Origin of the sequence: Acidovorax sp. NO-1, from assembly GCF_000238595.1 — a bacterium.
Lineage (GTDB): Bacteria > Pseudomonadota > Gammaproteobacteria > Burkholderiales > Burkholderiaceae_C > Acidovorax.
Genome location: NZ_AGTS01000012.1, coordinates 25890 through 48138, shown reverse-complemented (window position 1 = coordinate 48138; position 22249 = coordinate 25890). Strand labels below are relative to the sequence as shown.

General features: G+C 65.9%; 20 protein-coding genes. 8 read left to right on the top strand and 12 right to left on the bottom strand.

Going from position 1 to position 22249, the window contains the following annotated elements:
- Positions 1 to 35: 35 nt before the first annotated feature.
- The 4 genes from KYG_RS01205 to KYG_RS01190 all read right to left on the bottom strand — a co-directional run bounded on the left by KYG_RS01205 (position 36) and on the right by KYG_RS01190 (position 4286).
- Positions 36 to 761 (bottom strand): hypothetical protein, encoded by a 726-nt coding sequence (locus KYG_RS01205; RefSeq protein WP_008902973.1) that lies wholly within the window; start codon positions 759 to 761, stop codon positions 36 to 38.
- Positions 762 to 1046: 285 nt separating this feature from the next.
- Positions 1047 to 2111 carry a class II fructose-bisphosphate aldolase gene (fba, locus tag KYG_RS01200; protein WP_008902972.1) on the bottom strand — a complete coding sequence of 355 codons (1065 nt, stop codon included), beginning with the start codon at positions 2109 to 2111 and terminating at the stop codon, positions 1047 to 1049.
- An 82-nt stretch (positions 2112 to 2193) separates the two neighbouring features.
- Positions 2194 to 3585, bottom strand: coding sequence for a two-component sensor histidine kinase (locus KYG_RS01195; RefSeq protein ID WP_008902971.1), 1392 nt, complete (start codon positions 3583 to 3585; stop codon positions 2194 to 2196).
- Positions 3582 to 4286 (bottom strand): response regulator transcription factor, encoded by a 705-nt coding sequence (locus KYG_RS01190; RefSeq protein WP_034692537.1) that lies wholly within the window; start codon positions 4284 to 4286, stop codon positions 3582 to 3584. Before KYG_RS01190 ends, KYG_RS01195 begins: the two co-directional genes overlap by 4 nt.
- 94 nt (positions 4287 to 4380) lie before the next feature.
- Between KYG_RS01190 and KYG_RS01185 the strand changes: the two genes are divergently transcribed.
- A complete protein-coding gene (locus KYG_RS01185; RefSeq protein WP_034692534.1) occupies positions 4381 to 5115 on the top strand; it encodes a phosphatase PAP2 family protein in 735 nt (244 codons plus the stop codon).
- A gap of 30 nt (positions 5116 to 5145) precedes the next feature.
- Here the strand turns inward: KYG_RS01185 and pyk are convergent, their stop codons facing one another.
- The 3 genes from pyk to KYG_RS01170 all read right to left on the bottom strand — a co-directional run bounded on the left by pyk (position 5146) and on the right by KYG_RS01170 (position 8808).
- Entirely contained in the window at positions 5146 to 6582 is a 1437-nt protein-coding gene (gene pyk / locus KYG_RS01180) for a pyruvate kinase (RefSeq protein WP_008902968.1), read from the bottom strand.
- A 100-nt stretch (positions 6583 to 6682) separates the two neighbouring features.
- Positions 6683 to 7423 (bottom strand): CPBP family intramembrane glutamic endopeptidase, encoded by a 741-nt coding sequence (locus KYG_RS01175; protein ID WP_008902967.1) that lies wholly within the window; start codon positions 7421 to 7423, stop codon positions 6683 to 6685.
- Positions 7420 to 8808, bottom strand: a complete 1389-nt coding sequence (locus KYG_RS01170; protein WP_008902966.1) for an aminopeptidase P N-terminal domain-containing protein — start codon at positions 8806 to 8808, stop codon at positions 7420 to 7422. The genes KYG_RS01175 and KYG_RS01170 overlap by 4 nt, the downstream gene beginning before the upstream one ends.
- A 206-nt stretch (positions 8809 to 9014) precedes the next feature.
- On the opposite strand from KYG_RS01170, the gene KYG_RS01165 reads away from it, so the two are divergent.
- Positions 9015 to 9776 (top strand): hypothetical protein, encoded by a 762-nt coding sequence (locus KYG_RS01165; RefSeq protein ID WP_008902965.1) that lies wholly within the window; start codon positions 9015 to 9017, stop codon positions 9774 to 9776.
- 19 nt (positions 9777 to 9795) lie between these two features.
- Here KYG_RS01165 and KYG_RS01160 read toward each other — a convergent pair whose 3' ends face one another.
- Together KYG_RS01160 and KYG_RS01155 are read right to left on the bottom strand one after the other, a co-directional pair.
- Positions 9796 to 10563 carry a nucleotidyltransferase family protein gene (locus KYG_RS01160; protein WP_008902964.1) on the bottom strand — a complete coding sequence of 256 codons (768 nt, stop codon included), beginning with the start codon at positions 10561 to 10563 and terminating at the stop codon, positions 9796 to 9798.
- Positions 10560 to 10949, bottom strand: a complete 390-nt coding sequence (locus KYG_RS01155; protein ID WP_008902963.1) for an S-adenosylmethionine decarboxylase family protein — start codon at positions 10947 to 10949, stop codon at positions 10560 to 10562. The genes KYG_RS01160 and KYG_RS01155 overlap by 4 nt, the downstream gene beginning before the upstream one ends.
- 120 nt (positions 10950 to 11069) lie before the next feature.
- On the opposite strand from KYG_RS01155, the gene tkt reads away from it, so the two are divergent.
- The 3 genes from tkt (at position 11070) to gap (ending at position 15406) form a co-directional block, all read left to right on the top strand.
- A complete protein-coding gene (gene tkt, locus KYG_RS01150) occupies positions 11070 to 13136 on the top strand; it encodes a transketolase (RefSeq protein WP_008902962.1) in 2067 nt (688 codons plus the stop codon).
- Positions 13137 to 13171: 35 nt separating this feature from the next.
- The gene (locus tag KYG_RS01145) at positions 13172 to 14044 is read left to right on the top strand and encodes a hypothetical protein (RefSeq protein ID WP_008902961.1); all 873 of its coding nucleotides are present in this window, start codon (positions 13172 to 13174) and stop codon (positions 14042 to 14044) included.
- A 363-nt stretch (positions 14045 to 14407) separates the two neighbouring features.
- Positions 14408 to 15406, top strand: a complete 999-nt coding sequence (gene gap, locus KYG_RS01140) for a type I glyceraldehyde-3-phosphate dehydrogenase (protein ID WP_008902959.1) — start codon at positions 14408 to 14410, stop codon at positions 15404 to 15406.
- A 192-nt stretch (positions 15407 to 15598) separates the two neighbouring features.
- On the opposite strand, the gene KYG_RS01135 is transcribed toward gap, so the two are convergent.
- Positions 15599 to 16747: a mechanosensitive ion channel family protein gene (locus KYG_RS01135; protein ID WP_008902958.1), complete on the bottom strand. Its 1149-nt coding sequence runs from the start codon at positions 16745 to 16747 to the stop codon at positions 15599 to 15601.
- Between the two features lie 373 nt (positions 16748 to 17120).
- Here KYG_RS01135 and KYG_RS01130 point away from each other — a divergent pair, with 373 nt between their 5' ends.
- Both KYG_RS01130 and KYG_RS01125 read left to right on the top strand, forming a co-directional pair.
- Positions 17121 to 17498 carry a DUF4398 domain-containing protein gene (locus KYG_RS01130; RefSeq protein ID WP_008902957.1) on the top strand — a complete coding sequence of 126 codons (378 nt, stop codon included), beginning with the start codon at positions 17121 to 17123 and terminating at the stop codon, positions 17496 to 17498.
- Between the two features lie 96 nt (positions 17499 to 17594).
- Positions 17595 to 18536 carry an OmpA family protein gene (locus KYG_RS01125; RefSeq protein WP_008902956.1) on the top strand — a complete coding sequence of 314 codons (942 nt, stop codon included), beginning with the start codon at positions 17595 to 17597 and terminating at the stop codon, positions 18534 to 18536.
- A gap of 195 nt (positions 18537 to 18731) precedes the next feature.
- Here KYG_RS01125 and KYG_RS01120 read toward each other — a convergent pair whose 3' ends face one another.
- Positions 18732 to 19751, bottom strand: coding sequence for an aldo/keto reductase (locus KYG_RS01120; RefSeq protein WP_008902955.1), 1020 nt, complete (start codon positions 19749 to 19751; stop codon positions 18732 to 18734).
- Between the two features lie 93 nt (positions 19752 to 19844).
- On the opposite strand from KYG_RS01120, the gene KYG_RS01115 reads away from it, so the two are divergent.
- On the top strand, positions 19845 to 21161 hold the full coding sequence (locus KYG_RS01115) for a flavin-dependent oxidoreductase (RefSeq protein ID WP_034692530.1): 1317 nt from the start codon (positions 19845 to 19847) through the stop codon (positions 21159 to 21161).
- A 124-nt stretch (positions 21162 to 21285) separates the two neighbouring features.
- On the opposite strand, the gene KYG_RS01110 is transcribed toward KYG_RS01115, so the two are convergent.
- Positions 21286 to 22248, bottom strand: coding sequence for a Gfo/Idh/MocA family oxidoreductase (locus KYG_RS01110; RefSeq protein WP_008902953.1), 963 nt, complete (start codon positions 22246 to 22248; stop codon positions 21286 to 21288).
- Between the last annotated feature and the right edge of the window lies 1 nt (position 22249).

Below are 22249 nucleotides of genomic sequence, written 5' to 3'. Positions count from 1 at the left end.
GTGCAAGGCCGCCAGGCCATGGGGAGTGGCGTGCCTCAAGGACTGGAATCGGGTGCAGGGAACGGGAACGGCGGAATGGCGAGATAGCCGTCCATCATTCCGACGCTCATGCGCGCAGCGTGGGCCAGGTCCTGCCCCCATTGCAACGCAGGCCGCCCGGCAACCAGAAACTCTTCGTTGTTGCGGGTTTTGGGGCGCAGCAACCGCTGGTCCACCAGCGCATCCACGGTCACCCAGACGCCCGCTTCCGTGACGTAACGGTAATTCACATGGGAGTACGGAACGTTGAGCGCGATCTGGTGGCTGCGCAGCCACTCCACGAGGTCTGGCCGGTTCTTTTCCAGCCATTGCGCGCTGCTGCCCCACCGCTTGAGGCGCAGACAATCCGCGCGCACCGGGCTGCCGGCGGTGGCATCTTCCACGGTGACATCCTGCTGGGGAGGGCAATGGCCCACCCCGGCCGGCGATCCGAGAAGGTCCTTGGTGCGGTTGGTCTGCACGCGCAACACGGCCTGCCAATCGCCCTGCGCACCACGCAGCCCCACAGCGCGGGTTTGCAGCCCCATGCTGGCACCGCCCGGGCCCGTCACGGACTCGTTGGAAGTACCCAGGTCCTGCCATGCACCCGGTGGCAAAGCAAGACGAGCGCGGCCCACCGGATATTCTTCCTTGGGCGGAACGCTCAGCGGTGCACACGCAACCGTGAGAGCCGCCATCGCGAGGGACATCACCCGCCAGAATTTCGAAATCATCAAGGTCATAGAGATAGGTTTATGCAGATTCGCGTCAATCATCCCATGGCGTTCATGCCAGGCATTTCGAAATACCGTGCAATGTGTCCAACCCTGTCACCAGTTCAGCGCAGGCCTTGCACGGCCCCATGATGCGAGCCCCGGCACAAGCTGACCGCGAGCTTACATGAAGAAACTCTTATGGCTGTCGCCTTTGTCTGATGTAGAGGGAACTCCCCAGCGGGCCTGCTGCCCAGGCAAAAAAAAGCCTGGTCGCTGAGAGCAACCAGGCCTGACGGGACGCTGCCGCAGTGATCAGTTCACCACTTGGGCCAGCGCACCCGAGGCGTACTGGGCCGCTACGGCCTGCAGGCTCAGGCCCTTGATCTTGCTGCCCTGGCCTTCGCAGCCAAATTCCAGATACCGCTGCTTGCAGACCTGCTTGGCGGCTTCGCGGGCAGGCTTGAGCCATTCACGGGCGTCAAACTTGTCGGGGTTCTCGAACAGGAACTTGCGCACCGCGCCGGTCATGGCCAGACGGATGTCGGTGTCGATGTTGATCTTGCGCACGCCGTGCTTGATGGCTTCCTGGATTTCCTCAACCGGCACACCGTAGGTTTCCTTCATCTTGCCGCCGTACTGGTTGATGATGGCCAGCAGTTCGGCGGGTACCGAGGAGGAACCGTGCATCACCAGGTGGGTGTTGGGGATGCGCTTGTGGATTTCCTTCACGCGGCTGATGGCCAGGATGTCGCCCGTGGGCTTGCGGCTGAACTTGTAGGCACCGTGGCTGGTGCCGATGGCAATGGCCAGTGCGTCCAGCTGCGTGGCTTTCACGAACACGGCGGCCTCTTCGGGGTCGGTCAGCATCTGGCTGTGGTCGAGCTTGCCTTCGGCGCCAATACCGTCTTCTTCACCGGCCTCGCCGGTTTCCAGGTTGCCCAGGCAGCCCAGTTCGCCTTCGACCGTGACGCCCACCTTGTGCGCCATGTCCACCACCTTGCGCGTCACCTCGACGTTGTAGTCGAAGGACGAAGGCGTCTTGCCGTCTTCCATCAGCGAGCCGTCCATCATCACCGAGCCAAAGCCCAAGTCGATCGCACCCTGGCAGACCTTGGGCGAGGTGCCGTGGTCCTGGTGCATGACGAGCGGGATGTGCGGGAAGGCCTCGACCGCAGCCTGAATGAGGTGCTTGATGAAGGGCTCGCCCGCGTACTTGCGTGCGCCGGCGCTCGCCTGCAGGATGACAGGCGCACCGACTTCGTCTGCAGCGGCCATCACGGCCTGAACCTGTTCCAGGTTGTTGACGTTGAAAGCGGGAATGCCGTAGCTGTTGGCGGCGGCATGGTCGAGCAGTTCGCGCATCGAAACGAGGGGCATGGTCGTGGTGTCCGTTCAGGGTTGATGGGGGAGGCGCCGGACGCCTCGCAATGCGGTGGTAACCGCTTGGTAACCGGCAATTTTAACCGGCGTGGGGCGCTGGGTGCCCGGGCAAATCCAGCCGGTAGCAGGTGGTAAAGGGCGCAGGCGCAGGGACTGCACCAAAGTGCCCCCCGTGAATATCCGCCACGCGACGCAGGATTTCATGCCCCAGATGCAGGCTGTCCACCGGCACCACTGCCGTGCGGCCGGCCGTGCCACCCGCCTGTTGGCGAGCCCCGTCGTCACACACTTGGAGCCACGCGCCACCGTCGGTGGCGGAGCCCAGCTGGACCGCGATCTGGGTGCCGTCGGGCGTGTGCTTGAGCGCGTTTTCCACCAGATTGCGCAGCGCAATGTCCAGCAGCACCGCATGGCCGTGCACGGTGAGCGCGGGCGGGGCTGACAGGGCCAGGTCGTCGCCCCGTTTCCATGCCGCCTGGGCATAGTCGGCGCACACCGACCGCGCCAGCGCGCTCAGGTCCGCGGGCGCCTTGGCTTCGTGCAGCTCAGCCCGGCTGGCGCGGGCCAGGGCCAGCAGCTGGTTGAGCACATGGCCTGCGCGCAGGGCATCCTGGCCGATGCGCGCCAGGGCCTGGGCCCGGGCATCTTCCGTCAGTTCCCCCGCCAGGGCACTGGCCTGCAGGGTGATGGAGGACAGCGGCGTGCGCAGTTCGTGGGCCACTTCATTGGCCAGGCGGCGCTCACGCACCATGGCGACCTGCTGGCGGTCCAGCAAGGTGTTGATCGACGCCACCACCGACTCGAACTCGCTCCAGGCATGGCGCGAGGCCAGGCGCTGGGCACTGGCCGGGTCCAGCGCCGCCACATCGGCCGACAGCGCATACAACGGCCGCAAGCCGCGCCAGAGTGCCAACCCCAGGGCCAGGGACACCACGGGCAGCAACCACAGACCGGGCTCGATGAGTTGCCCGGCAATGTCATCCGCCAGCTCGTCCCGCTCGCGCAGCTCCACCATCACGATGATCTTGCGGGTACGCGCGGCATCCCATTGCGAGAAACTGCGCCAGACCACCTTGTCAGGACCGAGCGTCAGGTTGGCAAACCCTTCGGCGTCGCTGAAAGGCGGCTCGGGCACCGAGCCCGTGATGGAAAGCATCCGCCCCTGCGCATCCCACTGCACCACGCTGATGGTCTGCTGGTAGTCGTGCGACTTGAGCCAGGGCATGGGGCTGCGCTCGGTGCGTTTTGGGCCCTCCATGGCCTCGGTCGCCCGCAGGTTGAGCAGCAGCGCGGCCACGCTGGCCAGGTGCCCGTCGGTCAGCTCATCGGCCTCATGCACACCGGTCTGGTAGCCGATGAAAACGAAGCTGCCCCAGACCATGGCCAGCGCGCCCAGCGACCACAGCAGCAGCTGCCGGGTGAGCGATGGGCGGCGCCCCGGCGCCGGGCGACGGCCGGCAGGCGCGTTCACGCGTGCTTCTCCTGCGGCATGAAGTAACCCACCCCGCGCATGGTCTGGATGCATGCACTGCCCAGCTTGCGGCGCAGGTGGTGGATGTGGACCTCGACCGCGTTGCTCTCCACCGCGGCATCCCAGCTGTACAGGCGCTCCTCGATCTGCTGGCGCGACAGCACCCGGCCACGCGCCTCCAGCAGTACCAGCAGCACCGAAAACTCGCGCGGCGACACCTCCACGGGTTTGCCTTGCTGGCGTACCGTGCGGGTCGCGGGGTCCAGCTCGATATCGCCCAGGCGGATGGTGGGCGACGCCCGCCCCGCCGCGCGCCGCAGCAGCGCCCGCAGGCGTGCGTCGAGCTCATCCACATCAAACGGTTTGGTCAGGTAGTCGTCGGCGCCCTGGTCCAGCCCGGCAATGCGCTGGTGCACCTGGTCGCGTGCCGTGACGATGAGCACGGGCGTAGCGGGGTCCGGCAAGGCGGGCGACGCGGCCCCGGTGGCGGGCGGGCTCAGGCGCAGGCGCCTGAGCAGTTCGCTGCCGTCACCGTCCACCAGCCCCAGGTCCAGCAGCACGGCGTCAAAACGTTCGGCACGCAGGGCGCTCCAGGCGCTGGCGACGCCGTCACTGACATCCACCGCATAGCCGCGCTGCTGCAGGTTGCTGCGCAGGCCACTGGCTATGCCCGCATCGTCTTCGACCACGAGTATTCGCATGCAGGCATTGTCGCAGCCCGTCCGGACCGCACGGGAACAGGGGCAGAACGTGGTTTTAAGGCGGTGTTAAGTGCGGCCGTCTAACTTCCGGTGCATGCAGCGTTCGCCACTCACCCCATCCTCCCCGCCACATCGGCACAAGTTGCTGTTCTGGACCTTGGGCGCCCTGGTCTGTGTGGTGGCGTGGGATGCCGCAGGGCAAGACCTGGCATTGGCCCAGGTGTTCGGCTCGTCTGACGGATTTCCAATGCGGGACCAATGGTTTTTTGTGCAGGTGCTGCATGAAGGCGCCCGCCGCGTGGGATGGCTGCTGGTGCTGCTGCTGGCCTTGAGCGTGTGGTGGCCACGTGGCTTCCTGCAAAAGCTGGACGCCAGTGAACGCCTGCAGATGGCCGTAAGCGCCCTGCTCTCGCTGGCCGTGGTCAGTATCACCAAAAACCTCAGCGCCACCAGTTGTCCCTGGGACCTGGCGCAGTTTGGCGGCGTGGCACGCCACGTGTCGCACTGGGCGCTGGGCGTGCTCGACGGCGGCAGCGGGCGCTGCTTCCCGGCGGGCCATGCATCGGCCGGATTCGCTTTTCTGGGCGGCTACTTTGCATTGCGCCACAAGGCGCCTACGCCCGCGCGCTGGTGGCTGGCGGGCGCGTTGCTGGCGGGGTTTGTATTGGGTGCCGCCCAGCAGGTGCGCGGCGCGCATTTCATGAGCCACACGCTATGGACAGGCTGGCTGTGCTGGACCACCGGCTGGCTCTGCGACCTGGCGGCCACCGCATTGCGCCCACGCTTTCCGCATTTCGCCAGCACCAACACGCCCACCGCTTGCCCCTAGTGGTGTTCGGTAGGCGCTCTGCCCTGCAGCTCAGCCCGCCACGCAGATCTTGAGCATGTTGGTCCCGCCCGGGGCGCCCATGGGTTCCCCGCAGGTGATGGCGTAGACGTCGCCCTTTTGGACGATGTTGCGGTTTTTCAAGTGGCGCTCCGCCTGTTCCAGCGCGGTGTCGCGGTCTGCGCTGGTATCCATGAGCAAAGGACGTACGTTGCGGTACATGGCCATCTTGCGCTGGGTGGCGACCTTGGGGGTCAACGCATAAATGGGGATGCTGATGCTGTGCCGGCTCATCCATAGCGCCGTGGCGCCGCTGTCGGTCATCGCCACGATGGCCTTGGCGCCCAGATGGTGGGCCGTGAACAGCGCCCCCATGGCAATCGACTGGTCGATGCGGCCAAAGGTCTGGCCGGTGAAGTCGGCATCGAGCTGGTGGTCTTCCGCCGCTTCCGCAGCCGCGCAGATGGTGGCCATCTCTTCCACGGTTTCGAGCGGGTAGCGGCCTGCGGCCGTCTCGGCGCTCAGCATCACGGCGTCGGTGCCGTCCAGCACGGCATTGGCCACGTCACTCACCTCAGCGCGCGTCGGCACAGGGTTGGTGATCATGCTCTCCATCATCTGCGTGGCGGTAATCACGACCTTGTCCAGCTCGCGCGCCATGCGGATCATCTTCTTTTGCAGCGCGGGCACGGCCGCGTTGCCCACCTCCACCGCCAGGTCGCCACGCGCCACCATGATCCCGTCGCTCACGCGCAGGATGGCTTCGAGGTGCGGTATGGCTTCGGCGCGTTCGATCTTTGCGATCAGGCCGGGCTTGTGGCGGTACTCGGAGGCCGCCACATTGCACAGCTGGCGCGCCATTTCCATATCGGTAGCGTTCTTGGGAAAGCTCACCGCCACATAGTCGGCCTGGAAGCTCATGGCCGTGCGGATGTCTTCCATGTCCTTGGCCGTGAGGGCCGGTGCCGTGAGGCCGCCACCCTTTTTGTTGATGCCCTTGTTGTTCGACAGCTCACCACCCACCTTGACGGTGGTGTGCACCTCTTCGCCGCGCACGGCATCCACGGTGAGCACGATGAGGCCGTCGTTGAGCAGCAGCAGGTCGCCTGCCTTCACGTCACGCGGCAGCTCCTTGTAATCAAGCCCCACGCCATGGATGTCGCCCAGCTCGGTGCGTGATGCATCCAGCACAAACTGGGCGCCCGACTCCAGCAGAACCTTCCCCTCGGCAAACTTGCCCACGCGGATCTTGGGGCCCTGCAGGTCGGCCATGATGGCCACCTCGCGGCCCGCGCGCTGGGCGGCTGCGCGCACCGTGGCAGCGCGGTCAATGTGGTCCTGCGCCTTGCCGTGGCTGAAGTTCAGGCGCACCACGTTCACCCCCGCACGGATCATCGCCTCCAGCAGTGCCGGGTCGCTGGAGGCGGGGCCCAGGGTGGCAACAATCTTGGTGGCGCGGCGGGTTGGCATGGTCTGTCTCTTTCTTCTGGGGATGTAATCGAGTTTCAATTTTCACACGAAGCGGTTACCACCGGGTTACCCGGGGAGTCAGCGCAGCTCCGACCGTCGTTCAGAGCAGGGGGTGTGACAGCAGATGCGCCAGCAAGTGCGCGATGATGGCGGCCTCCAGGCCGTGGCGCGCATAGAGCCAGCCCGCCACCAGGCCGAATGCGCTGTTGCCCACCAGCACGAATGCCACCACCGGCGGGGTCAGTTCCCCGGCCATGGCCTGTGCGGCCGGCAAATGTCCCAGCGCAAACAGTACGGCACTGAGCAGCACCGCCGCTGCCACCAGCGCATTGCCCGGACGGCCCTGTCCGCGCTGCAGCACCCGCCAGCCTGCCCACAGCACAAGCGTCATCACGCCCCAGCGAACCAGCAGTTCTTCGGTGATACCCCCGTACAGCAGCTTGACCACCAGCGGCATCACGCTCCCGGGGTCCGAAGGCTGCAAAGCCGCAGGCGCCACCAGCGCCAAGGTCCACAGCCACACGGCGCCAGCAACACCGCCCAGCGCGCCAGGCATCGCCTGGGCGCGCAGCGCAGGGCCGATGGGCTCACCGGCGACGCAGTACGCTGCAGCGGGGGCCCGCAGGCCTACCTTGGGTGCCAGCCACACGCCCGCCGCGACGCACAAGGCCAGCAGCACGGCGGTCTGCAGCCCGCTGAGCAGCACCATCGCCCACAGGGGCAGCGGCAGCAAGGCCTGGTTGGCCGCCATCGGCGGCACAAGCGCCCACACCACAGCCACCACACCCGGCATGCCCAGCAGCCACAGCAGGGCGCCTAGGCGCCACCTGTGCTGGCTCATCGCATCAGCGCCTCGATCTCGTCAGCCTTCACCGGTACACCGCGCGTGATCAGCTCGCAGCCCGACTCGGTCACGATGGCATCGTCCTCAATGCGGATCCCGATGTTGTGGAACTGCTCGGGCACCCCGTCGGCAGGGCGCACGTAGATGCCGGGCTCGATGGTCAGCACCATGCCGGGGCGCAGGATGCGGCTGGGGCGGTTGGTGATCGTCTCCCCCGACAACGGGTCCTTGCGTTCGCTCACCTGGCCCACTTCGCCGGGCTCCACATAGCTGCCGCAATCGTGCACGTCCATGCCCAGCCAGTGGCCGGTGCGGTGCATGTAGAACTGAAAGTAGGCCCGCTTGTCGATCACGTCCTGCGCCGTGCCCACCTTGTTCTTGTCGAGCAAGCCCAGGTCCAGCATGCCCTGGGCCAGCACGGCCACGGTGGCGTCGTGCGGGTCCGTGAAGCGTGCCCCTGCCCGGGTGGCCGCCACGGCGGCGTCCTGGCTGGCCAGCACGAGGTCGTACAGCGCGCGCTGGGGCCCGGTGTATTTTCCGTTCGCGGGAAAGGTGCGGGTGATGTCGCTGGCATAGCCATCGAGTTCGCAGCCCGCGTCGATCAGCACCAGCTCGCCGTCGCGCACTGGCGCGGCGTCGGCGCGGTAGTGCAGCACGCAGGCGTTGGCGCCCGCCGCCACGATGGAGCTGTAGGCCGGGTACTGGGAGCCGGCCTCGCGGAAGGCGTACAGCAGCTCTGCATCCAGGTGGTATTCGCGCACATCCTCGCCTGCGCGCAGCATGCGGGCCGAGCGCTGCATGGCGCGGATGTGGGCCTGCGCGCTGATGGCGCTGGCTCGGCGCATGATGTCCTGCTCGTGGGCGTCCTTCACCAGGCGCATCTCGTCGAGCAGCGTGCAAACGTCGTTCTGTTCTGCCGGGCAGATCGCGCCATAGCGCACCCGCCCGCGCACCACGTTGAGCCAGCCCTCCACCCGCGCCGCCAGGCCGGTGTGTGTGGCGAACGGGTACCAGACGCAGCCGGTGTTTTCCAGCAGGCGAGGCAGCAAGGTATCCATCTCGGCCATCGAATGCGCTGCATCCACCCCTAACGTGGCGGGCGCAGCGGCCGGGCCCAGGCGATAGCCGTCCCAGATTTCACGTTCCAGATCCTTGGGCTGGCAAAACAGCGTGCTGCGTCCGTCGTGCGTGAGCACCAGGCAGGCGCCAGGCTCGGTAAAACCGGTGAGGTAATAAAAGTAGCTGTCGTGGCGGTACAGGAAGTCGGAGTCGCGGTTGCGTGGGCGCTCGGGCGCAGTGGGGACGATGGCGATGCCGCCTTCACCGAGCAGGGAAGCCAGGCGGGAGCGGCGCTGTGCATAGGGGGAGGTCTGTGGGCTCATCCTCACATTTTGGGGCCATCCGCGACGCATGGGCCGGGCTGGGGGCCAATCTCCCTCGTGGTGTGCGGCGTTGCCGGGCAGCGCCACACCGTCCGGTAGCGCCCCGGACCGCTGCGCAAAGGCAGCGGTACAACCCGTGGCAGACTCTGGCCAGCCTTGGCACCGACCTGCCCAATGGTGGAAAAACCCGCCCCGCCCCAAAACCCATGCCCGTCCTGCTTTCAACCCTGCTGCACTTTTTTCTGGCCACGCTTTTGCCCATGTTGGGGCTGCTGCTGACCAGCGGCCTGGTGATTTATGCGGTGTACGTGCGCTGGATCGACCTGCCGCACAAGTGGCTGCTCACCCCCCGTGCCGTCCAGGTTCTCATCGGCGTGGCGTTGCTGTGCAATGCATGGACGGGGGTGCGACTCTATCTGGCGCACAGCGCGCAGCAGGCATGGCAGGACAGCGCCGGGGTCCGCGCCAGCCGCGAGCGGTTTGTGCTGCCGCAGGATTATCAGTATGGCGAGATCCTCATCCCCGCCGGCAGCCTCATCAACCGGAGCGACCCGTTCGACAAGGGCGAGCCCGGCCGACCGCTGGCGCTGCACGGGCTGCAGGCCGTGCGCTTTGCGCAACCGGTAGAGATGGCAGGGGTGTGGGCCAGTGCGCTGCAGATCCTGCCTGCGCGGGTGGAGCTGGCGCAGGACCAGCACCTGGGCCCGGTGCACCGCTATGACAACGCCAGCCAGAGCTGGGTGCCGAACACGGTCATCTCGGGCCTGGCCTGCAAAAAAGGCCAGATTGCGCTGTTCCAGGTGCCCCATGTGCCCTACGACGTGCAGGCCGAGCTGGGCAAGCCCGCCCCCGACGGGCCGGATGCCCGGTTTCTGCCCAGCCAGTGGCTGTTCCGCACCTGTGAGAACGGGCCGCCCATCACATTGGAGCCCGCCCACGCCACCACGGCGCCTGCCGCTGCGCAATAGGGCAGTGCACCGACCGGGCTTACCGGTTCAGGTCCGCCAGACGCTCGGGTGTTCCCACGTCCGTCCACCGGCCGGTGTACAGCGATGCCGACACGCGTCCCGCATCCATCGCCCGGCGCAGCAAGGGGGCCAGCGCCGCCTTGACGCCACCGGGGTTGCCGCTGGCGATGTCGCACCAGGGCGGCGCGAACAGCTCGGCGCGCAGAAGGGCGATGGTGCTGTAGGTGTAGCGCGGCGCGGGGTCGTCGGCGGGCAGGTTCAAGGCCAGACCCTGGGCCGACAGGCCAAAGTCACCCCGCGGGTTGTGTGCCGGGTTGGGTACCAGCCACAGATGGGCCAGCTGGCCGCTGGCAGCAAAGGCCTCCACGGCCGCGCTGTCAAAGACAAAGTCGGGCGCATATACATCGCCAGCAGCCAGCCAGAACACCGGGCCAAGACGGGGCAGTGCCCGCGCAATGCCACCGGCGGTCTCCAGGGCGCCGCCAAAGTCCACCCCTTCGTGAGAATATGAAATTGATAGCTGCTTGCGCTTATCCAGTAAGCCCTGGAGCCCAAAAACACTTGAAAAGCGGTTGCTGATCTGCTCACCCAGCCAGGCGGTGTTGATCACCACCTGCTCCACGCCGGCTTGGCACAGCGCCTGCAGATACCATTGCAGCAGGGGCTTGCCGTGCACTGGCAACAGCGGTTTGGGCGTGTGGTCGGTCAGCGGGCGCATGCGTTCGCCCCGGCCAGCGGCCAGCAGCAGGGCGGGAACCGGGGGGTGCATCGGCGTGCTGGCGTTCATGCGGCCACCGCCTTGACTTCACCGCGCTGCAGCGCATGGCGCTCCACCGTGGTGGGCTCGAACAGGGCGAGCAGCGCGTCCATCAGCATGTGCGCCTTGTCCGAATGGTCGGCGCCGAAATTGCACACATACACATCCAGTGTCACGGCGCGCTGCTCGGGCCAGGTGTGCACACACAGGTGCGACTCGGCCAGCAAGACAGCCGCTGTCACGCCGCCCGGGCCATGGGCGGACGGCGGGAAACCATGGACCAGCTCCCCCACGGCCTGCAGCCCGGCCTGCACCACGGCATCCGTGCACGCGCGCCCCAGGGCGGCGGCGTCCAGCAGCCACGCGGGGGCGCAGCGGCAGCCATGGAGGTCAGCGGTCAGGTGCAGTCCTTGCATCGCCCGCACTGTAGTGCATCGCTGCTGCGCGCCCGCCACGCGGTGGCCAAATCGGGGACTCGGGAGCCGCCCCGGTAAAATGCCGGGTTTCCCCTGAACCCCCCACCTGAACCCATCCCCATGGCCAACACCCAGCAATCCCAACAGATGGCAAATGCGATCCGCGCATTGGCCATGGACGCCGTTCAACAAGCCAATTCCGGCCACCCCGGCGCCCCCATGGGCATGGCCGACATGGCCGTGGGCCTGTGGGCCCGCCACCTCAAGCACAACCCGACCAACCCGCAGTGGTTTGACCGCGACCGTTTCGTGCTGAGTAACGGCCACGGCTCGATGCTGCTGTACGCGCTGTTGCACCTGTCGGGCTACAACCTGCCCATTGGCGAGCTCAAGAACTTCCGCCAGCTGCACAGCAAGACCGCCGGCCACCCCGAAGTGGGCGTGACCCCGGGCGTGGAAACCACCACTGGCCCGCTGGGCCAGGGCATCACCAACGCCGTGGGCTTTGCGCTGGCCGAAAAGCTGCTCGCCGCCGAGTTCAACCGCGAAGGCCATGCCGTGGTCGACCACAACACCTTTGTGTTCCTGGGCGACGGCTGCCTGATGGAAGGCATCAGCCAGGAGGCGATTTCGCTCGCAGGCGCGTGGAAGCTCAACAAACTCGTCGCGCTGTACGACGACAACGGCATTTCCATCGACGGCCAGGTCCTGCCCTGGTTTGCCGACAACACCGCGCTGCGCTTTGTCTCAGCCGGCTGGAACGTCATCGGCCCCATCGACGGCCATGACGCCGACAAGGTGGCCGACGCGGTGGCCGAAGCCAAGAAGCAGTCCGAGCGCCCATCGCTCATCATCTGCAAGACGCACATCGGCAAGGGCAGCCCCAACCGCGTGAACACCGCCAAAGCCCATGGCGAGCCCCTGGGCGCTGAAGAGATCGCGCTGACGCGTGAAGCCCTGGGCTGGAGCAGCGAACCCTTCGTGATTCCTGAAGACGTGTACGCCAGCTGGGACGCCAAGTCCAACGGCCAGAAGGCCGAAGCCGCCTGGAACGACCGCTTTGCTGCTTACAGCAAGGCCTTCCCCGAGCTGGCTGCCGAGCTGACGCGCCGCATGAACGGCGACCTGCCCGCCAACTTTGCGCAAGTGGCCGTGGACACCGTGGTGGCCGCGCACACCAAGGGCGAGACCGTCGCGAGCCGCAAGGCCAGCCAGCTGGCGCTGGAAGCCTTCACCGCCGCCCTGCCCGAACTGCTGGGCGGCAGCGCCGACCTGACGGGATCCAACCTCACCAACACCAAGAGCACGCCCAACCTGCGCTTTGACATGCAGGGCGCCGTGGTCAAGACCGAAGCCGCGAATGGCGACAAGGTGGGCGGCCGCCACATCAACTACGGCGTGCGCGAATTCGGCATGGCGGCCATCATGAACGGCGTGGCGTTGCACGGTGGCTTCATCCCCTACGGCGGCACCTTCCTCACGTTCAGCGACTACAGCCGCAACGCCATCCGCATGGCTGCGCTGATGAAGCAGCGCGTGATCCACGTGTTCACGCACGACTCCATCGGCCTGGGCGAAGACGGCCCCACGCACCAGTCCATCGAGCATGTGGCCAGCCTGCGCCTGATCCCCAACCTGGACGTGTGGCGCCCGGCCGACACGGCCGAGACCGCCGTGGCCTGGAGCGTGGCCCTGAGTAACCGCAACAAGCCCACCGTGCTGGCACTGTCGCGCCAGAACCTGCAGCACCTTTCCGCTTTGGCGCCCAAGCGCAACCTGGGCGACATCTCGCGCGGCGCTTACGTGCTGAGCGAGCCTGCCGACGTGGGCATCAAGAAGAAGCCCGTGGCCGTGATCATCGCCACCGGCTCCGAAGTGCAGCTGGCCCTGAAAGCCCAGCGCCTGCTGGCCGACAAGAAGGTGCCGGTGCGCGTGGTCTCCATGCCCAGCACCACCACCTTCGACCGCGAAGACGCCAAGTACAAGAGCAGCGTGCTGCCCGCCGGAGTGCCCCGCGTGGCCGTGGAAATGGGCGTGACCGACAGCTGGTGGAAATACGGCTGCGCTGCCGTGGTGGGGATCGACACCTACGGCGAATCGGCACCTGCGCCCGTGCTGTTCAAGCACTTCGGCTTCACCGAAGAGAACGTGGCGGCCACCGTGCTGGCGGTGTTGCGCCGCCGATAGAGACGGACGCCGAAGTACTGCTGAACGGAACGCACATGTGGGTACTTACAGAGGCTGCCGATTGGTTTGATCGTCAGCGCGGGGAAAGCGAACAGATTCTGGATCGCTGGGTGGAGGACTCGCAGTACTCCGTAGGATCCATGGTGGGAGCATCGGCGACCAAGGCACTGATGACCTTTGGCGGTGGCTTTGTCGACCTTCTGCGTCTGGGCGATGGTCTCAGACAAGGGACCCTCAGTGGAGCGGGAACTGATGCACTGCGGTTCGCTGCCGTCTTTCCCGTCGGCAAAGCCGTTAGCTTCCTGAAGACCACGAAGGGAATCACAGCCGCGCGATTCGTTGCCGACACCGGTGGTCCCAATTGTTTCTGGGTGGCATCTGCAAAGGCTTTGCGCCAATTGCATCACTCAACCAATGGCCGTTTGCTCGTGGGGGTTGAGGACCTGGCCAAAGCACTCGGAATGCCGATGAACGCGCTTTGGACGATCCCGAATCTAGCGACCGGCATCGGATATCTGCAGCGGCTCGGCGCCAGAATTGGTGCTGTCACCAAGGTTGCCACTGCCCGAGACATCGAACGCTTGCTGCCCCGTGACGGCAGCGTACTCATGCTGGCAGTTCGGGTGGAGCAGGCCGGCAAGGTGATTGGCGGACACGCGATTTACGCGTTCCGCAACGCATTGGGCCAAGTGCGCTATATGGACCGCACCGTCGGCGGAAAATTCAGTGGTGCCATTCAAGGAACCTACAAAAGCATTGCCGAAATTGCGCCCATGTATGGAGCTTCTGCACTGGTCCCCTATGAAGCGGCGCTCATCCACAACTTGCTTGTGAAATCCGTGCTGCATGAAACACCCCGGCTGTTCATCCCTGTGCTGGGACTGATTGCCGAGGAGCGCGCCAGATGAACCCGGCCCAGTGCAGCGTGTGCGGCATACACGCAACCCAAGAGACCGGGGCGCGCAGGGGCGAGTGGCTTTCGTTTGCAGACTACCAACCGGCGGACGCTGCCATGTTGTCGCATCCGCAGGGACTCGCGTACTTTTGCTCGGAGCATTTGGCTTCCGCACACGCACTCAGGCATCTGACAGCGGATGAAGCAATTGTCCAGTTGCGTGAACAGACCCGGACTGAAGCCGTTTTGTGCGAAAGCACTTCACCTAAACCAGCCAATGGTGTGAGACGACTCATCCAGTGGCTCAAGGCGTGACACCAGCGCGCCTACTCAAATTGCGCCAGACCCTATTCATTTCACTACCCTGGAGAAAAGTATGACCATCAAGATTGGTATCAACGGCTTCGGCCGCATCGGCCGCAACGTGCTGCGCTCGGCCATCCAGAACTTCAGCGACATCGAAGTCGTGGGCATCAACGACCTGCTGGAGCCTGAGTACCTCGCGTACATGCTGCAGTACGACTCGGTGCACGGCCGCTTCAAGGGCACCGTGGCGGTCGAGGGCAACACCCTGATCGTCAATGGCAAGAAGATCCGCCTGACGCAAGAGCGCGACCCCTCCAACCTGAAGTGGAACGAAGTCGGCGCCGACGTGGTGATCGAATCCACCGGCCTGTTCCTCGACAAGGTCACCGCGCAAAAGCACATCGACGCCGGCGCCAAGAAGGTCATCCTGTCGGCCCCCTCCAAGGACGACACCCCCATGTTCGTGTTCGGCGTGAACCACGACACGTATGCTGGCCAGGCCATCGTGTCCAATGCCTCGTGCACCACCAACTGCTTGGCCCCCGTGGCCAAGGTGCTGAATGACAAGTGGGGCATCAAGCGCGGCCTGATGACCACCGTGCACGCAGCCACCGCCACACAAAAGACCGTGGACGGCCCGTCCAACAAGGACTGGCGCGGCGGCCGCGGCATTCTGGAAAACATCATTCCTTCGAGCACCGGCGCTGCCAAGGCCGTGGGCGTGGTGATCCCTGCGCTGAACAAGAAGCTGACCGGCATGTCCTTCCGCGTGCCCACGTCCGACGTGTCGGTGGTGGACCTGACGGTGGAGCTGGACAAGGCTGCCACCTACGAAGAAATCAAGGCCGAGATGAAGGCCCAGTCCGAAGGCGCCCTGAAGGGCGTGCTGGGCTACACCGAAGACAAGGTGGTGGCCACCGACTTCCGTGGCGACACCCGCACTTCGATCTTTGACGCCGACGCCGGCATCGCCCTGGACGGCACGTTCGTGAAGATCGTCAGCTGGTACGACAACGAATGGGGCTATTCGAACAAGTGCCTGGAAATGGTGCGCGTGGTCTCCAAGTAAACACGCCTTGCGCGAACGCGGGGCAGGCCCCATGCTTGAGCGCGGTGCGCAACGGCAACCCTCTTCGTCGCGCACCCGGATGAGCGTTGAACAAGCGCTGACAGCAACTACCCTGTTCAAGCAGGTCGCCTGCAAAGGCGACCTGCTTTTTTTTTACGTGCCCCACACGCGGCGACGCGGAACACCCGGGATTCAACGGCTACCCACCGATTGCTCTGCGACTGAAGCCGTGGCCACTGGCACGGGCGCGGGTGCGGGTGCCTGCACGGGGGCGCTGGCGATGTGCACCGTGCGGGTAGGGAACGCAAACTCCACCCCCAAGGCCTTGAGCTCGCGCATCAGGCCGAGGTTCAATGCCTGCTGCATGTCCATGTAGACGCTGAAAGCCGGGTCTTCGACGATATAGACCACTTCGTAGTCGAGCGAGCTGGCACCAAACGCCTTGAAATGCGCGCGGTCAAAACGCAGTTGGGGGTGGGCCTCGATGAGCTTGCGCACGATACCCGGGATGGCCTCGGCCTGCTCGGGTGTGGTGTCGTAGGTCACCCCGAAGCCGAACACGATGCGCCGGCGCTCCAGCATGCGGAAGTTGCTGATGGTCTGCTTGAGCAGGTCGGTGTTCGACATCACGATCTGCTCGCCCTGCAGGCTCCGGATGCGGGTGGTCTTGAGGCCAATCACCTGCACCGTGCCCGACACACTGCCCACCACCACAAAGTCGCCCACTTCAAACGGCTTGTCCACTGCGATGGCAAGTGAGGCAAACAGGTCGCCCAGAATGTTCTGCACCGCCAGGGCCACAGCAATGCCGCCCACCCCCAGGCTGGCGATGAAGGCCGTGATGTTGACGCCCACGTTCGACAAGATCGCCAGCAGCACCACGCTCCACAGCAGCGTGCGCAGGCCCCAGGACATCAGCGTGGCCGATGCGCTCACCTGGGTCATGCCGGTGGAAGAGTGCCGTTGCACGTAGCGGCGCACGCCGATGCCGATCGCGCGCATTCCCCACAGCCCCATCTGCAATGCCACTGCCACAAACCACAACTGACTCAGGCGGCTCTCCCACCGACCGGGCAGGTCCAGCAGGCTGGCGCCCACAAGCAGCGCCACCACCAGCATCAGCGTGCGGCTCGTGCCCTTCAGCACATCCACCACCGTCATGGCCATGCCGCTTTGCGACTGCGTGGCCCATGCCTTGGCACGGCGTGTGATCAGGTACAGGGCCACCAGTATGGCCACATAGGTGGCGGTGGCGGCCGCTACGGCCACGAGAAGGCTCCACAACGGTATTCCGGCGAAGGTGGTCTCCTGAACCCAGGTGAGAAAGGTGGATGGCTGCATGCGGGGTGCTCTCCTCTTCGTTGTGCTGTAGCGGAAATGGCGGGGCGCGGGGCCAGAAAGGTCCGACCTTCGCGATGTGTGGATGGGTGGTGACTCAGCGCCTTGAGCGAAGCACCCGGACGGTGTGGCCCTCTGATCGAGACACCCGGCAAGTCAGAGTTCCCGAAGGAGGGGCAGACCTTGGCCGTCACACAGAGGCTCGGGCAACACACGCAACGGTTCGTAAGACATGCCCCACAGCCATACAGAGGCAGGGCCTACGCCTGTGGGGTGCGCACGCACCAACAATGCATCAACACCAGAACACCCCTGGCTGCCCGCCCGACACCTCGCGGCGGCATCTCCCACAACCTCCAGAGGAGTCCATCACACCATGCATTCATTCGCACCGATCCGTACCGCCGCAGCGGTCCTCGCACTGGGCGCACTGGCCGCCTGTTCCTCCACTCCGGCACCCACCGAGCAGATGGCCGTCAGCCGGACCACCGTGAACCGCGTGGCCTCAGCGCCTGCCGTAGCCACCACTGCACCGGTAGAGATGAGCCAAGCGCGTGAAAAGCTGATGCAGGCCGAAAAAGCCATGGTGGCGGAAGACTATGTGACGGCACGCCGTCTGGCTGCTGAGGCCGAAGTGGATGCGCGCGTCGCCGAGACCCGCGCTGACGCTGCCAGCAACGCTGCCAACCTCGCGCAGGTGCAAGACGGCATCCGCGCGCTGCAAGAAGAAATCAACCGCCGCTCGCCCCGCTAAGGGCGTGGGGCGCTTGCGCCCGCCCTGGCCTCGCCTCAGTCAGCCACTGCTGAGGCGCTGCGATTGCCCAGCATCCATTTCAAGGAACCACACACCATGCATCCTATTTTTCGCCGCACCACCGCCTTGTGCACCAGCCTGATTGCCGTCGGCCTTCTGGCCGCATGCGCCAGTACCACACCATCACCCGCGCTGGAAGAAGCCCGCACCGCAGTCAGCACTGCCGCCGGAAACCCCGCCGTCAATCAGTACGCACAGCTTGAGCTCAAGCAGGCCACCGACGCGCTGGCCAAGGCCGACCGCGTGTGGGCCGACGACCGTGACACCGCTGAAACCAACCACCTGGCGTACCTTGCCCGCCAACACGCCGAGATCGCCACCAACACCGCCCGCGCTCGCCAGCTGGATGCCAACATCAAGCAAGCTGGCAGTGAAGCAGACCGCATTCGCTTGCAGGCTCGTACCCAGGAAGCCGACGCCGCCCGCCTGCGCGCCGAAGCACAAACCCGCAATGCCCAGATCGCCCAGCAGCAGGCCCTGAGCGCCGAGCAGCGCGCCGCACAACAGCAAGCCCAGGCCGCAGCGGCCATGGCCCAGGCCAGCGCAGCGCAAGACCGGGTGCGCGCCCTCGAGGCCCAGCTGCGCGACATGGAAGCGCAGCAGACCGAACGCGGCCTGCTGGTCACCCTGGGCGATGTGCTGTTTGCCTTCAACAAGGCCGAGCTGTCGGCCCAGGCTGGCCCGCGCCTGGACAAGCTGGCCAGCTTCCTCCAGCAGTTCCCCGACCGCAAACTGCTGATCGAGGGTTACACCGACAGCGTGGGTGGCGACAGCTACAACCAGGAGCTCTCAGAGCGCCGCGCCCAGGCTGTGCGCGATGCGCTGGTGCAGCGCGGCGTGGACAGCAGCCGCATCACCGTACGCGGCTACGGCAAGGCCCACCCCGTTGCCGATAACGCATCACCCGAGGGCCGCGCCATGAATCGCCGCGTGGAGATCGTGATTGCGGACGACAAGGGGAACCTGCGCGGGAGATAAATTACACCCCCCTGAGGCGCTGCGCGCCTTCCCCCCGCTCTCGAACCGCTGCGCGGTGCGGGCAGGGGGACGCCGCCATCGCACGCTAGCGAAGCGCCGCCCGTGCGGCCCGGCTGCCCTTGCGCGGCGGCCACTGGTTTAAGCCACGCCGGTTTCTGCAGCCTATCTCAACAAACCAGTCAAAGACCGCGCCGCTTACGCCGCGCGGTCTTCAAACGTTTCGGTGTCCACTTCGCGGGCGCTCTGGGCGTTGTAGCGATTGCCCACCACCGTGCGCTCATTGATCAGCGCGCCCAGACGCTCCATGGTGGCAGCATCCAGTCGCACGTTCACGGCACCCAGGTCGTCGTGCAGGTGCTCCACGTTCGTGGTTCCTGGGATGGGGATGATGTGCTCGCCTTGGTGCAGCAGCCACGCCAGGGCCAGCTGGGCGGGAGTGCAGCCCACATCGCGTGCAATCGCCTGGTAGCCCTCGAGCAGCGTCAGGTTGACGGCATAGGCATCGGGCGCGAACCGGGGCATGGCGCGGCGGATGTCCTTGGCGTCCAGGGTGGTGACGTCCTTAAGTTCGCCGCACAGGAAACCCCGCGCCACGGGGCTGAAGGCCACAAAGGCCACGCCCAGTTCGCGGCAGGCGTCGAGCACGGCGATCTCGGGGTTGCGTGTCCACAGCGAATACTCGGTCTGCAGCGCCGCGATGGGGTGCACCGCGTGGGCACGGCGCAGGGTCGCGGCGGACACTTCAGACAGCCCAATGCTGCGGATCTTGCCCGCGCGCACCAGGTCGGCCAGCGCGCCCACGCTGTCTTCAATGGGCACGTTCTTGTCCCAACGGTGCAGGTAATACAGGTCGATCACATCGGTCTGCAGGCGGCGCAGGCTGTCCTCGCAGGTCTGGCGCAGGGTGGCGGGGCGGCCATCGATCACGCGCACCAGCTTGCCGTCGCCGTTCACATCCACACCCTGCATGCCACATTTGCTGGCCAATGTGAAGCGGTGGCGGTGCGGCTTCAACACACGCCCCACCAGAGTTTCGTTGGCGCCAAAGCCATACAGCGTAGCGGTGTCGAACAGCGTGACGCCCGCATCCAGCGCAGCCAGCAGCACGCGCTCGCCCTGTTCGGCGGACACCGGCGCGCCGTAGGCGTGCGAGAGGTTCATGCAGCCCAGGCCAATGGCCGAGACGGTGAAAGGTCCAAGGTTTCTTTGTTGCATGCCGCAAGCTTACGGCAAGCGCAACCAGTCACCCACGGCGATCCAGCGCCGCCCGTGACAGGCCCTGCCCGCCATTGCGTGGACAATCTGCGCATGTCTGGCACACCGTCTCACTCACACCCTTCGTCCCTGAGCCCCGTGCTGATTGCCGGCGGCGGCATCGGTGGCATGGCCACCGCTCTCACCCTGCACCAGATCGGCGTGCCCTGCATCGTGTTTGAAACGGTGCCGGAGCTGCAGCCGCTGGGCGTGGGCATCAACCTGCAGCCCAACGCCGTGCGCGAGCTGCACGACCTGGGCTTTGGCAACGAGGTGCTGGACACCATTGGCCTGCAGGCGCGCGAATGGGCGCTGGTGGGGCGCAACGGCAACGAGGTGTACGCAGAGCCACGCGGCCTCGCGGCGGGCTACCACTGGCCGCAGTATGCGGTGCACCGGGGGCAGCTGCAGATGATGCTGTACCACGCCGTCAAGGCGCGCCTGGGCGACGCCGCAGTGCAACTGGGGCAACGCGTGGTGGGCTACCGGCAGGATGCGAACGGCGTCACCGCCATCGTCGAGACACGCGATGGAGACAAGCGCGAAGTGACGGGATCGCTGCTGATTGCCGCCGATGGCCTGCACTCGGCCGTGCGGGCGCAGATGCACCCCACGCAGCCACCCATCCAGTGGGGCGGCGCCATCATGTGGCGCGGCACCACACCGGGGGTGCCGGTGCGCACGGGCGCTTCGTTTGTGGGCGTGGGCTCGCTGCGGCACCGCGTGGTGTTCTACCCCATCACGCCGCCCGACCCGGCCACGGGCCTGGCCACCATCAACTGGATTGCCGAGATCACGGTGGACAACCAGGGCGGCTGGCAGCAGGGCGACTGGAACCGGCGCGTGGCGCTGCAAGAGTTCGCTCACCACTTCGAAGGGTGGAACTACAGCTGGCTGGACGTACCCGCCATGCTGCGCGGCGCCAAGGACATTTTTGAATACCCCATGATCGACCGTGACCCGGTGCCCACCTGGGTGGACGGCCGCGTGGCGCTGCTGGGCGATGCGGCGCATGTGATGTACCCCGTGGGTTCCAACGGCGCCAGCCAGGCCATCGTGGATGCACGCGTGCTGGGCGCACAGCTCATTGCGCATGGCATGGGCCCCGAGGCGCTGCGCGCCTACGACGACAAGCTGTGCAAGGACATTTCGGCGCTGGTGCTGCGCAACCGGGGTGCCGGGCCGTTCGGCCTGCTGGGGCTGGTGGACGAGCGCTGCGGCGGTGTGTTCGACCACATCGACGACGTGCTGCCGCGCGAAGAGCGCGAGGGCTTCATGGCCCGCTACAAGGCGGCGGCGGGCTTTGCGATCGAGACGCTGAATGCGGCGCCGCCCACCATTGCACCGGGGCAGCGCGTGACCATGGGCTGACTCGCCATGGGCGCGCATCGTCGCGCACAGGCGGAGTGGGCCGGGTCGCACGAGCCCCCTCCATATCAATTTGATAGCTACCAGCGCTTACTGGATAAGCGCTAGAGGCCTATTTGACCCCAAATCAACCTGCGTTCAACTGCTGTTCCAGCTGGTGCAGCACCTGGTAGCACGCCAGCACCCGGCCTACGCTGGCGTTGGGTTCGCGGCCTTCTCGGATGGCGGCAAAGAACTCGCGGTCCTGCAGTTCGATGCCGTTCATCGATACGTCCACCTGGCTCACGTCGATCTTCTCGTCCTTGCCGTTGTACAGATCGTCGTAGCGTGCCAAGTAGGTGGCGGTGTCGCCGATGTAGCGGAAGTACGTGCCCAGCGGCCCATCGTTGTTGAAGGAGAGCGACAGCGTGCAGATGGCGCCGTTGGCGGCCTTGAGCTGGATGCTCATGTCCATCGCAATGCCCAGCACGGGGTGGATGGGGCCCTGGATGGCGTTGGCCTGCACGATGGGGCTGCCCGCCTGGTAGGCAAACAGGTCTACCGTGTGGGCAGCGTGGTGCCACAGAAGGTGGTCCGTCCAGCTGCGGGCCTGGCCCAGCGCGTTGGTGTTGGTGCGGCGAAAGAAGTAGGTTTGCACATCCATTTGCTGGATGTTGAACTCGCCCGCCTGGATCTTGTGGTGCACGTACTGGTGGCTGGGGTTGAAGCGGCGGGTATGGCCGCACATGGCGACCAGGCCGGTCTGCTTTTGCAGCGCCACCACGTCTTCTGCACCCTTCAGGCTGTCGGCCAGCGGGATCTCGACCTGCACATGCTTGCCCGCCTTCAGGCAGGCAATGGTCTGCGCGGCGTGCATCTGCGTGGGCGTGCACAGGATCACGGCGTCCACCTCGGGCAGGGCCAGGCTGTCGGCCAGGTCGGTGGTGACATGGCCGATGCCGTACTTGTCGGCAACTTCCCGTGTCTTGGCCAGGTCGCGGCTGATGAGGGAGACGACCTCCACGCCGTCGATGTTCTTGATGCCGTCCAGGTGCTTGATGCCGAAAGCGCCTGCGCCTGCGAGGGCGACTTTGATGGTTGTATTGCTCATG